The following is a 10,959-nucleotide window of genomic DNA, read 5'->3' as shown; positions in this document are numbered from 1 at the left end:
TGTAAGGCCTTTGAATAAGACAAAAGGCTGCCTCATCGCTAACTTTGCAACAGTGCCTAAATTATCAGGGACATATACAACTGCGTGACGATCTGGCTGCGCTATCCAGCACCATGAGCGACTTGCGCCTGCATATTCGAGCTCTGGAAGTTAAGTATCACGACGGATGTCCCGCGCTGGTTGATGCGCTGGTCGCTGATTTCCTGCGCAATCTCAACGAGCAGTATCTGACGGTTTACATGCGCGTACTGGCGTTCAGCGGCTGTTTTCACGACTGACTGCGATCGGACGGTTTACGGCACGCTAACGCGGAGATACGCCCCGATTAAGGCTTACTCTGGACCACTCCGACGACTCACATAACCTTCTTCGTGGCTTAAATTGGGATTGTTCAAGCTTGGCAGGGTGAGAGATTATTACGGCTTACGCCGTAATGCTTTTTTCATCCTCACTTCGCGGAATAAACACGCACATAATATGTGGAAATATCAGGGTAAACAGGCTGACTAGGAGCGGTACGAGAAAGTTCTGTATTAAAAAACTAAGTATCCGCGAAACAGCCGATGCGACAGGTTACAGTCCCTCTCTGATATGTACGATTTCAGTTACTGCAAAGGAAAACTCTGTCAGCAGTGGAGTAGTTAAGTTACAACTATATTACAAAAGGGATATGATTTTTCAGGCTTTTTCAAAGTGATCCAGCTTCATCTCCATGATCCACCATTCGGCTACTTACATGAGTAATTCCGGGTCATCATTCTTGTTGGCAAAAAAAGCATAAAATGACACGCCAACATCATCCCCTTTTGCCGCTGTCTTAGCTTCACATACCTTCACAATCTTCGCTCAAATGCTGGCTCTCATTATCTTTCTCTTATAGTTGCTGAGGACACATGCTCTCAGACGCTGTCGAATGGGCAGAATTGGTTAAAGATCCTCACGCCCGGGAACCCCAACGGACAATGCGACTGTGGAGTCGTTCAATGGCAGGCTACGGCAGGAGTGCCTGAATGAAAACTGGTTCATGTCGCTGGAAGATGCCCGGTCCAAAATCGAGGCTTGGCGCATACACTATAACCAGAAGCGTCCCCATTCTACTCTGGGATGGATGACCCCGTCCGAATTTGCAGAAAAATCTGTCGGTTGCCAGAATATGTAACCAACATGAAGCCGGTTATTCCTGATTATGACTGGAGCATATTCGGGGGCGGGGTCAGAAGCCGGATATTCCTAATTATGAATGGATCACATACTGGGAGCGCGTCAATATGAAGACATTACTATCATCGGTGTGTATGAATCAACGGGGAGAAGGTCAAAGGAAACCGGAGCGACAGAAATAGCAAAGATGATAAGTATCGCACGTTCCACGGTCAATAAAATCATCGAAGAGTCGAAAATGTGAATGTCGGCAGTCGGTTTTTTTAAAAGGTCAATATAATGAAAATAAAAGATTTTTACCGACCACGTTAGCATTATCGTGGAAATGTGCGCGAAACCCTTAATGCGACAAAGCCTATCAGAACGCATTGGCGGAAAAGGTCAACGAGATACTGAAGACGAAGTTTTTGCTGTCACGCCCGGCAGATCTGTAGCAGGCAAGAAAGATGGTGAGGGAATCAATAGCAATTTACAACAGAGTTCAGCCTCACTAGGCACTAAAATACAAAACGCCCGATACGGTGCATCAGGCGTTTTACAGGCATAAAAGTGTCAACCTATGCTAGGACTAGTCAGTCGAAATCCCGGCGCAGATACGCGGTGCATATCCCTGATTCAAAGCCCTTCGGTGACAATTTTAGCGGCAGCAGCCAACACGTCTTTGCGGGCTTCTGCATTCTGCTGTGGCTGAGTGAAATAGGTTACCAACACCAACGGTGCGTGGTTCGCTGGCCAAATCACGGCGATATCGTTAGTGGTACCGTAATCACCACTGCCGGTTTTATCACCGACCACCCACGTGGCTGGCAGACCTGCGCGAATGCTGGCTCCGCCGGTAGTGTTCCCCTTCATCCATTCAACCAGTTGAGCACGCTGTGGTTCACCCAGCGCCTTGCCCAAAGTTAGGGTTTGCAGGCTTTTTGCCATCGCCAGCGGCGAGGTAGTGTCACGCTTATCGCTGGGAATGGCAGTATTTAAAGTAGGCTCGGTACGATCGAGACGAAAGGTTTTATCACCAATAGTACGCGCATACTCTGTCACTTTTGCCGGGCCGCCAAGATGCTCAAGGATCTTGTTCATCGCCGTGTTGTCACTGTACTGGATGGCGGCGGCACTGAGCTCTGCAAGGGTCATCCCGGTATCCAGGTGTTTTTCGGCGATCGGGTTGTAGTTGACCAGATCGGATTGTTTGATTTCCATCCGCTTAGCCAAAAGATTTTTATCCATCTCGCTCTGTTTTAACAACGCCGACACCGCCATCACCTTGCTAGTGCTACACATGGGAAAACGTTCATCCCCACGATACAGGATCTGCGAATTATCGGCGGTATCGATCAGCGCCACGCCAAGGCGGCCACCGGAGTTTTTCTCGAGCTCGGACAGTTGCTGCTGAATATTCGCTTTGGCATTAGCGGATTGAGCCCATAATGGTGCGCTACCGAACAGCAGCGGCATAACCGTAGCGACCATCAGGGTGGTTTGACGTAATGTATTTTTAACCATGTTTTGCCTCACATAAAATGGATTAACTCAGCGGGTTGTTCTGCAGATGGCGAGAACTATCTTCTTTTAGACCGTTATTGACAAGCGACAAGAATTTTCTCTAACATAAAGAAAATCTTTTGGATAATACCTATGCGTTCTAACCCTCCCCTGAATGCTCTACGTGCTTTTGAAGCCTCTGCCAGACATTTGAGTTTCACTCGGGCAGCGCTGGAGCTCTATGTTACCCAGGCTGCCGTTAGCCAACAGGTTCGGCTGCTTGAAGAGCGCCTGGGCATGGTGCTGTTTAAACGATTACCCCGTGGTTTAGAAATGACAGAGGAATCACGGGCGCTGTTTGCCGTGTTAACCGACGCCTTTGGCCATATTGAAAAAGCCTTCCGGCAGTTTGAAGGGGGGCAGTTCCAGGAGGTGCTTACCGTGGCTGCCGTCGGCACTTTTGCCGTGGGCTGGCTGTTACCACGTCTCGATCGGTTCAGGCAAGAGCATCCTTTTGTCAAACTGCGGCTGCGCACCAACAACAACGTTGTTAATCTGGCCGCCGAAGGGCTTGATTTCGCCATCCGTTTTGGCACGGGTTTGTGGCCATCAACCCATAACGAGATGCTGTTTAATGCTCCGCTGACCGTATTGTGCACGCCAGCTACGGCTAAGCGGCTCGTTACCCCAGCCGATCTGCTGCAAGAGGATTTACTGCGTTCTTACCGTGCTGAAGAGTGGGAAAACTGGTTTGCTGCCGCTGGCTTGCAGGCTGTGAGAGTGAATGGCGCCATCTTTGACTCATCCCGTCTGATGATCGAGAGCGCTATCCATTCCGGCGGTGTGGCATTAGCCCCAGCGAAAATGTTTGTCCGGGAGCTAACCACCGCGCAGCTGGTGCGCCCATTTGCTACCGAAATCAATATGGGCAGTTACTGGTTAACCCATTTAAAATCGAAAGCAATGACCCCGGCGATGGAAATATTTAGCGAATGGTTACTGAAAGAAGCGGCAGAAGATAATACGTAGGGGCGCAGCATGCTGTGCCCCTCGGGTTTCCAGACTTATTGCTTGTGGTGAGTCAGGCGGGTAGCAAAAAAATGGTTTTTCGGAAGAAATGCGGGCTTCCGAAAACAAACAGAGACAGGACATGTCCGTTCAAACATTCAGGAACAGGTAACGGGATTTAACGGAACCTGAATGCCCCCCGATAACTGTCATCATCTTGGCTGAAGACACAGGTATTAGGGGAGCCAAAAGCAGGCGCGTTGCCTGTGATGGATTATGTTGTAACTAGAGTCCTGAGTTGCTGTAGGATATATCACTGAAGGTATTGAATAACACGCCCGTAAGCAGCCCTTACGGCTCGCTAACGCGGAGATACACCCCGACTGCGGCTTCGCCTTGTCATGAGCACTCCGACGGCTCACAAAAGCTTCTGTATCGCTTTTAGCAGGTTTATGTCTGGCAGGGTACAGGGATGGATTGGCTGAACCTATCAAACCTGTAACAGGCTGCGCCGGGTTAGGGTGCCAATCACCAATAAAGCTATATTCAGCGTTGGCTGGCACCTCCATGCCGCTAAGCGGCATTCAAATAACTGGATGCGCACTGCTCGGCAGTTTATATTAGGGACTCCTGAGTGCTGCCCTTTCGTCTTTTCACCAACAAGCATTTGCTTTATTCTTGGGAAAGTATTTCCGACAGTGACAAGTTTGGAGGCAGATTGCCATGCATCGACTTTACACATACCTTTGTGCTATCCATGCACTGCCGTCATCGGTAAAAACGGTCAATAAAACGGAAACCCTCAAGCGATTCTCTGAAGGGGAAAACACGATAGAAGAGTGCGAAATCCTTTACGTGTTTAATAATGACGTTCAGATTTTATATAGAATGGAATCCGAAACCTTCCAATCGAATGACGTTTGTCATGAGTGTTGGGTCAGTTATGATGTGGTACATGATGGCGGATACGCCATTTCACCGCAGAAAAAGCAGTTTTATAATCGTTGCCAAGAAAATTTCTGGCTGAAAATGCAGGCTCAACTTGATGGGAAATATAAAACACCAGCCTCTTGATGGTTAGGAAAATGAATCATCGTTATTAAAAATATCCTTACCATGAATGGTATCGTTGGGTGCTAATGCAATTTGTGCCGATAAAATGTGGTTTTCGGTGCATTTCTAGCCTGAAAGACGTTTTTCAGACTCACTTATCCCGCAGCCTGTGACATGTGACAGAAGCCATCGTTTCCGGTCAATGCTGTGCATCTGCCACTAACTCCGTGGCGTGTCAGCCAGCCTATGCACCGCTGAAGCGTAGCCGATTGCCGTACAGAAGGCATTTATTCGGATCCGTGTGCAGGAACCCTTTACGCGGCGAAGCCCGGCTGCTCCGTTTATTTCCGCGCCTCCATCTGCAGAGCCTCATACACTTTTGGCAGCAGTTCGCACCGTTTCCGGTTGGACAAGAAGCCATAGTAGCGGACCTTCTTAAAATTCTTTGCCGGGATATGACTCATATAGCGCCCGAGCATCTCTTCCTGTGTCTGCGTCTGCTGCCGGTAATGCTGAGATACAGTCCGTCAGCAGTCCTAACCTCGACGTACTCACCCCAATCTCGCACATGAACACAGAGGTGCTTTTAGCGTGTACGCCTTTGCAGCTTCCGTATTAAGTTCCCTGGTATCACTGATATAGGTGTTCTTAGCCGGAACCCCAGATTTTTCCGTTACCCCAGTTTCAGCCCCGCAACCAGTGCATCTAGGTCAATAATTTCATTGTTACTCTTGAAGGTGTAATGCCCGTTCAATAAAATATACTGCCAGGCTACCGGTGATATCCGGGTCAGTGCCTCAATACCCTTGTTGTTGCCTTCTGCTTCCAGCAGTTCCAGTAATCGTGAAAGGATCTCGGAGTTGTAATAAACGCTCTCGTAGCAGATCAACTGCCCGCACTGATTGCAGATTTCCGTTTAAAGGTCATTTTTCCCGGTTAGCTCCTTCTTTCTACCGACTTTGGCGACTGCAGCGCGCAGCTAGTGATACGATTCAATCCGGTTCTGGGAGCGACGTATATCGCGTTCCAGCTGCGGATCTCGCGAATACTTCAGCGTGTAATGCTGCGAACAAGCCGGTCATATTCAAATACTGCCTGTCTTGTCGGGTTAGTTGTTGTGTGAGTACACAGTTTGCAGAACAGCGTTCCCTGCGTCATTTCCTTCAGTCCTAGCGTGGCGACAATACGCTCGAGATTGCTTTTTTCCCCGGGTGATAAGGTCCAGGTCAATTTGCCCGACGGGCTGAATCAGACATCGAGGGTTCTCTGGTGCAGTACAGCACCTGCAGCTGCCTGTTCAGGTCGGTGAAATGAGGTTCAAAGCACAAGCCAAACCAGTGCAGGATCGCAAAGTTGGCTTTGTTGATGCTGTGCATATCACCGGTGATGGCTGTGGGTTTCACCTCTGAGGTATTGCGATACCAGATATCAAAAACATGGTGACCTTCATAGTCATTTGTACCAATCAGATAGCCATAGATCGGGATGTGGTTACACAGCAGCATGTAGGCTACCATACCTTTACCGCAGCCGAAATATTTACGCGAATACCTGGCTTTACTGTCTGTCGTTCAACGCCAAATTTTTGCCCGTCAACGGCACCATAAAGGGTTTCCGGGTCAAACGAATAGAGCGGGAAAATCGGCAGTTCCTTAACGGTATCTGTAATGCATTCTTTGGCTGTGAGAAGCGACGCCAGGCGAAGGTACTGTTCGTACATTGTTTCCAGAACATGGAACGGAATATCGCTGGTTCGTGCCATCACGTGATGACCATGATTCATCGCCTGAGCAACGATGACCGCTATCAGGCTGTCTGCATCAGCGTATTTTTTTGCATAACGAATAATGAAACGGAAGTTTTGCTCGCTGGTCCTGTTCGTTGTGTCGTTTTCGGCCAGTGCAGATATCAGTGGCCGGATTGTGCGCGTCCTGGACGGTGATACCGTTGAGATGCTTGAGCCGGGAAAACAACTGACGCTCATTCGCCTGGCTGGCATCGATGCGCCGGAAAAGAGTCAGCCCTTTGGCTAGCGTTCCCGTCAGGAACTCTCATCGATGGTGGCTCAGCGGCATGTAAGCGTCACCGGAAGTGATAAGGATCGCTATGGACGTTTGCTCGGCACCTTGTGGCTTGGCGTGACGGCTGTGAATGCCGAACAGATACGCAAAGGCCTGGCCTGGACATACCGCTACCACGGAAAACCCGCCCGGCCAGACTACGCTGTTCTGGAGGCTGAAGCCCGCCGTCAGTCAGTCGGACTCTGGTCAGAACCAGGTCAGACAGAGCCCTGGCGCTGGCGTAGTCTGCATCAGGATGGGCTAAAAAAGAATAATGATTAAGGAGATTTCTGAATGACGTTAAAATTAACAGAAAGCAAGCTGGAAAACCTTGTTGATACTTTAAATGCCATTATATGTGGTGAAGTAAATATTACGCGTGAGCAGCGTGAAAATATGGTCAGGACGGTTGCAATTCTGGGAGGCTTAACGGAACGACAGCGCCTCATCACTGCGGAAAAAGAAGCTAAAACGCAGGTAAAAGAAGAAAAGAAAAAAACCACGCCTTCCGGATGAAGTGTTTCCGCGTTCAGGAAAACCGTGGGCACCGGAGGACCTGGACCTTATTCATTCGATTATTGCTGATATTTCGGATGACAGAATCGATGATCATATACTCTGGCTGTCGAAGAAACTGCAGCGCACCCCTTATGCCATCACCCTGAAAATTGTCAGTGAAGGCCGTATGAACGAGGAATGGGCTAAAGGGTGGAAGCCTGCCGCAAAATCTATTTGTGCGGATTTTGCTCTGGTCAGGGCAAAGACTTCAGCAAACAATACAGATAATTAATGAACGTTCGTCACTCATATGAAATGAGTTGATAAATTAACTAAAATTTATAACGTTAATATGAATATTTTATCAAGAATTTTCCTGCTCAACTAAATATAATATTCATGCAGCCGATAATAAGAGTGTAAGAAAGGGGGCGGTGTGAACGATTTTCATATTTTAAGTATTTGTATTCAGAATAAGGATGTGGCAGGCGCAATGCGCGTGCTGTGTGATAAATCAGAATTTGCGGTGCGCAAGATTCTGGAGAAACTAAAGGTCAGGGTCACAACGCAAACCGGCAGGGCATTCTGGCATTATGTTCAGGGCTGGCTGTTAACCGCGTGTCGCCAGGGGAATCTACAGCATGAATCGTTCAGTACCCGACGTTCTTCCCACAATCCGGAATGCCAGCCAGCTCAGTCCCGCTGCTCTCGATATGGCCAAGCTCCTCGCACTTCTGGCCATGATTATCGACCACACCAATACGGTGTTTCTGTCGCCAGCCTGGCCGGTGATGTATGCGCTTGGCCGGATGGCCTTCCCCCTGTTCACGCTTATATGGGCGATGAACGTACAGCGCACCCCGGAACGACTGCAGAAGAGAGCCAGTCGCCTGTGGATCTGGGCAGTCATCACTCAGCCGGTGTTCAGCCTGGCCTTCTGGCATCACCAGCCCTGGTGGGCCCTGAACATTCTGTTCGTGTTTGCCGGCGTCACGCAGCTGATTGCCCTGCAGTACCAGCACGGCCTGAAAGGAATGTTTGCGGGATATCTGCTCCTGGCCCTCATGATTTGGCCCCTGCAGCCGGCAAGCTACGGGCTGGCAGGAATAACGCTGGCCATCAGTATGGCAACGGTTTCTGGCAGCGATACACCCGGAGTGCAGCGGCTGGCAGCCATCACTGCCGTGCTGTCACTGATTTGTTTAAACGGGTTATCGCATCTCCTGGATATGCCCGCAGAAACATTATTACTGGCCACGCTGCCTACTCTGGCATTCCCCCTAGCAGTGGTTTCATTCTGCAGGCAAATCTGTCCGGAGGGCCGCAGGCGTTTCATGCCGCGTAATTTCTTTTATTATGCTTACGCCGGCCACCTGGGGATTATTGGTCTGGTACAGTCTGCTTTTGGCTGACTTAGGATGACGTGATGGCTATCAGTGAGAAAGAGCTGATAGCCCGTAACCACCTGAGAGGTTATCGGTCGGGCTTAACTGGTTATTAGCGCAGGGCATGTTAAACTTCCCGCAGGGAAAAGGAGAGAAGCATGAACCATGAAAGTGATCTGACGAACCACGGCTTCAGTGAAGAGGACATTGTCCGGCTGCGGGCCAGTTCAGCTAAAACGGGTACGGAGATGGATACCCTACTGAACGATCTGGCAAACCGTTTTAAGGCCCTGATATGGGTGCTGTCAGTCATGTTACTGATTTTTGTGGCCACACTTTTGGCTGGCTCGAGGATGCATGCCATTTCCTTTGGCGTGGCTATTCTTGTTCTTGGCACTCTGTTTACGATTACCATGCCTTTGAAGCTGGCCTATAAATCATGGCATTACCGCCGGAATCTCATTTCCCAGCGTCATCAGAAGTGATCAGATCGAAAACAACCTTAGCCTTTACCCCCCATCCCACAATTTTCATTGTCAGTTTGCCCCGGGACATGGTGTCGATTTTCCGGTAAAAATCGGTGCTTATATAGTTAAACAGACGCCATGTTCCAGGTCTGGCCATTAATCCATAGACACTGTAGATATTGCCTGCAAGCGCGATCCCGTTGTATATCCCCAACCCTGTTGACGGTTCAAATCCCATGAATTTAGCGATATTCATGGCACCATCACCAAACATACCCTGCGTGTCAGGTTCATTCAGGAACTGACGACCAACTTCACGGGTTATCGTGTTGGCCGAGTCGACAATCAGAATAGCCCCGGCAAGAACGCCAACGGGGGTCATTGAGGAAGTCAGCACGAAGCCAAATACGCCCTGCATACCTGCCAGCACCACTTTAATTCCTGAGATGACATAACCGACCATCCGGTCTTCATCCCTGACGTATTTGATCTGGGCATATAGCTTCGCATAACCGGTCTGGAGCTGACGGCTCTGCTCAAGCAGACTGGTGTTTTCGGCCTGCAGGTTACGCAGGCAGGTCATGCACTCTTCGTCAGACTTTGCCCGCCGGGCACGCTCAAATTCGCCATTAATGACAGATTTAATTTCATCGATGAATTTGAGACGCGTCAATCCATCCCCCAGATGTCGGGCGCCAACAATATTAGCGGTATTGACGAGTTTGCGGGCCTCCAGATTAATCATGGTTTCTGCCCAGACTCGTGCCTGGCTTTTGTTTCCCGGAAGAATTATATCCATTTTTCTCATCCTGATTGAAAATTACCCATTAAAGCTTATCGCGCTCCCGGATTTAGGCAACCCTGCTTTAAAGGGTAAATGTATGCCGCGAAGCGGCATGGAGACGCCAGCCGGAGCTGAACCGGGTGATTCTGGTGAGGGGCGTCGTAACCGGCATCAGCCGTTACGGATTGATAGGTTCTGCCAATCCCATCCCTTTCCCTGCAAAGCTATACCCGCTTAAAGCTTTCCGATTGCTAATGTGCGCGGTCGGAGTGAGCCCGTCGAGGCCAGAGGCCGCTGACGGGCTGTATCTCCGCGTTAGCGCCGTGAGGCGCTTACGAGCGTGTACAGCGGGCTTGCCGCGACGCTAACTGCAGCTGCTTTGATTTCTAGTTACAACATCCCTCTTAAAGCGAGGGTGTTCCGGCCCTTTGGGCCGGGGCGGCGTCGGTTTAGCAGGGGTCAGGTATGTATGCGGTGCCTGGTTCTGGCGAGAACGGGGCCCGGCGCTTGCGACGGGAGGTACTTTTGATTTCCTTCTGAGCGCGCGGCCGTGAGGCCGCTGCACGCGAAGGCATTTTACGTTATCCACAGAGTGGCCGTAGACAAAGATCTACTCTGGAATGTAATGAACAGAGAGATAAAAAAGGTGAAGTAAGACTGTTTTGCGGAATGTCTTTTATTCATTTCCGGGTTACTCCACTTATTCGTTTGCGGATTTCTGTGTAAAAAAAAGAGACTGTGGCCATTGCGGGCCATAACGACCGGCAGAACGTCATGGTGACCGGAAGACGAAAGGAGTGAAAGATGAAAAATGAGCATAATGGCCGAAAAAATCCAGCACGAAAAGCCCCGGTGAGGGGCCTGTAAACAGGAAGACTGCTGTGTCGTCTGTGACTAGTCCGGTGGAGAAAGCGCCAGATCCAGCTGGTAAAGATGCTGGATAGCCAGAGCCTTCAGGCGCTCAGATGTGCACCAGTACGCTTCGTCAGGCGGCAGGGTGCGGTAAATCCATTCAGACATTGCATGGAGTCGTTCATGGGGTCGTCTCAGAAAACGGAATC

The 10,959-nt window shown here is 49.8% G+C and carries 10 protein-coding genes and 8 pseudogenes; 12 read left to right on the top strand and 6 right to left on the bottom strand.

Annotated features, from left to right (window positions below):
- The first annotated feature begins 113 nt into the window (after positions 1–113).
- Entirely contained in the window at positions 114–278 is a 165-nt protein-coding gene (locus ACOTX7_RS23095; RefSeq protein WP_154590091.1) for a hypothetical protein, read from the top strand.
- Between the two features lie 184 nt (positions 279–462).
- Positions 463–622: pseudogene (locus ACOTX7_RS23090) on the top strand (resolvase); the annotation flags it as partial.
- A gap of 56 nt (positions 623–678) precedes the next feature.
- Here ACOTX7_RS23090 and ACOTX7_RS23085 read toward each other — a convergent pair.
- Positions 679–840 (bottom strand): annotated as a pseudogene (locus ACOTX7_RS23085) (DUF6500 family protein).
- A gap of 97 nt (positions 841–937) precedes the next feature.
- Between ACOTX7_RS23085 and ACOTX7_RS23080 the strand changes: the two are divergent.
- Positions 938–1,159: pseudogene (locus tag ACOTX7_RS23080) on the top strand (integrase core domain-containing protein); the annotation flags it as partial.
- 358 nt (positions 1,160–1,517) lie between these two features.
- Positions 1,518–1,727: pseudogene (locus ACOTX7_RS23075) on the top strand (integrase core domain-containing protein); the annotation flags it as partial.
- A 49-nt stretch (positions 1,728–1,776) separates the two neighbouring features.
- On the opposite strand, the gene ACOTX7_RS23070 reads toward ACOTX7_RS23075, so the two are convergent.
- Positions 1,777–2,664: an extended-spectrum class A beta-lactamase SFO-1 gene (locus ACOTX7_RS23070; protein ID WP_032489477.1), complete on the bottom strand. Its 888-nt coding sequence runs from the start codon at positions 2,662–2,664 to the stop codon at positions 1,777–1,779.
- 132 nt (positions 2,665–2,796) lie between these two features.
- On the opposite strand from ACOTX7_RS23070, the gene ACOTX7_RS23065 reads away from it, so the two are divergent.
- Both ACOTX7_RS23065 and ACOTX7_RS23060 read left to right on the top strand, forming a co-directional pair.
- Positions 2,797–3,672 carry a LysR family transcriptional regulator gene (locus ACOTX7_RS23065; protein WP_032492461.1) on the top strand — a complete coding sequence of 292 codons (876 nt, stop codon included), beginning with the start codon at positions 2,797–2,799 and terminating at the stop codon, positions 3,670–3,672.
- A gap of 702 nt (positions 3,673–4,374) precedes the next feature.
- Positions 4,375–4,725, top strand: coding sequence for a hypothetical protein (locus ACOTX7_RS23060; protein WP_058671248.1), 351 nt, complete (start codon positions 4,375–4,377; stop codon positions 4,723–4,725).
- A 332-nt stretch (positions 4,726–5,057) separates the two neighbouring features.
- Here the strand turns inward: ACOTX7_RS23060 and ACOTX7_RS23055 are convergent.
- Together ACOTX7_RS23055 and ACOTX7_RS23050 are read right to left on the bottom strand one after the other, a co-directional pair.
- Positions 5,058–5,192 (bottom strand): annotated as a pseudogene (locus tag ACOTX7_RS23055) (transposase); the annotation flags it as partial.
- Between the two features lie 185 nt (positions 5,193–5,377).
- Positions 5,378–6,547 (bottom strand): annotated as a pseudogene (locus ACOTX7_RS23050) (Tn3 family transposase); the annotation flags it as partial.
- A gap of 4 nt (positions 6,548–6,551) precedes the next feature.
- On the opposite strand from ACOTX7_RS23050, the gene ACOTX7_RS23045 reads away from it, so the two are divergent.
- The 6 genes and pseudogenes from ACOTX7_RS23045 to ACOTX7_RS23020 all read left to right on the top strand — a co-directional run bounded on the left by ACOTX7_RS23045 (position 6,552) and on the right by ACOTX7_RS23020 (position 9,132).
- A complete protein-coding gene (locus ACOTX7_RS23045; protein ID WP_306416660.1) occupies positions 6,552–6,737 on the top strand; it encodes a thermonuclease family protein in 186 nt (61 codons plus the stop codon).
- 15 nt (positions 6,738–6,752) lie between these two features.
- A pseudogene (locus tag ACOTX7_RS23040) lies at positions 6,753–7,046 on the top strand (thermonuclease family protein); the annotation flags it as partial.
- Positions 7,047–7,058: 12 nt separating this feature from the next.
- Positions 7,059–7,280: a hypothetical protein gene (locus ACOTX7_RS23035; protein WP_204511152.1), complete on the top strand. Its 222-nt coding sequence runs from the start codon at positions 7,059–7,061 to the stop codon at positions 7,278–7,280.
- A 1-nt stretch (position 7,281) separates the two neighbouring features.
- Positions 7,282–7,554: a hypothetical protein gene (locus ACOTX7_RS23030; protein ID WP_204511150.1), complete on the top strand. Its 273-nt coding sequence runs from the start codon at positions 7,282–7,284 to the stop codon at positions 7,552–7,554.
- Positions 7,555–7,903: 349 nt separating this feature from the next.
- Entirely contained in the window at positions 7,904–8,674 is a 771-nt protein-coding gene (locus ACOTX7_RS23025) for a TraX family protein (RefSeq protein ID WP_058671244.1), read from the top strand.
- A gap of 131 nt (positions 8,675–8,805) precedes the next feature.
- Positions 8,806–9,132 carry a hypothetical protein gene (locus tag ACOTX7_RS23020; protein ID WP_058671243.1) on the top strand — a complete coding sequence of 109 codons (327 nt, stop codon included), beginning with the start codon at positions 8,806–8,808 and terminating at the stop codon, positions 9,130–9,132.
- Here ACOTX7_RS23020 and ACOTX7_RS23015 read toward each other — a convergent pair.
- On the bottom strand, positions 9,107–9,913 hold the full coding sequence (locus tag ACOTX7_RS23015) for a DUF4225 domain-containing protein (protein WP_058671242.1): 807 nt from the start codon (positions 9,911–9,913) through the stop codon (positions 9,107–9,109). The two genes, ACOTX7_RS23020 and ACOTX7_RS23015, sit on opposite strands and share 26 nt — an antisense overlap.
- A gap of 879 nt (positions 9,914–10,792) precedes the next feature.
- Positions 10,793–10,959 (bottom strand): annotated as a pseudogene (locus ACOTX7_RS23010) (replication initiation protein); the annotation flags it as partial.

The sequence above is a fragment of the Enterobacter cloacae complex sp. IR5418 genome (assembly GCF_049238105.1).
GTDB lineage: Bacteria > Pseudomonadota > Gammaproteobacteria > Enterobacterales > Enterobacteriaceae > Enterobacter > Enterobacter hormaechei.
This window is presented reverse-complemented; position numbering and strand designations above follow the sequence as displayed.

Coding starts and splice junctions, on each gene's coding strand:
- ACOTX7_RS23065 (WP_032492461.1), top strand. CDS start 2,797: ATGCGTTCTAACCCTCCCCTGAATGCTCTACGTGCTTTTGAAGCCTCT.
- ACOTX7_RS23025 (WP_058671244.1), top strand. CDS start 7,904: ATGAATCGTTCAGTACCCGACGTTCTTCCCACAATCCGGAATGCCAGC.
- ACOTX7_RS23095 (WP_154590091.1), top strand. CDS start 114: ATGAGCGACTTGCGCCTGCATATTCGAGCTCTGGAAGTTAAGTATCAC.
- ACOTX7_RS23060 (WP_058671248.1), top strand. CDS start 4,375: ATGCATCGACTTTACACATACCTTTGTGCTATCCATGCACTGCCGTCA.
- ACOTX7_RS23045 (WP_306416660.1), top strand. CDS start 6,552: ATGAAACGGAAGTTTTGCTCGCTGGTCCTGTTCGTTGTGTCGTTTTCG.
- ACOTX7_RS23035 (WP_204511152.1), top strand. CDS start 7,059: ATGACGTTAAAATTAACAGAAAGCAAGCTGGAAAACCTTGTTGATACT.
- ACOTX7_RS23015 (WP_058671242.1), bottom strand. CDS start 9,913: ATGGATATAATTCTTCCGGGAAACAAAAGCCAGGCACGAGTCTGGGCA.
- ACOTX7_RS23020 (WP_058671243.1), top strand. CDS start 8,806: ATGAACCATGAAAGTGATCTGACGAACCACGGCTTCAGTGAAGAGGAC.
- ACOTX7_RS23070 (WP_032489477.1), bottom strand. CDS start 2,664: ATGGTTAAAAATACATTACGTCAAACCACCCTGATGGTCGCTACGGTT.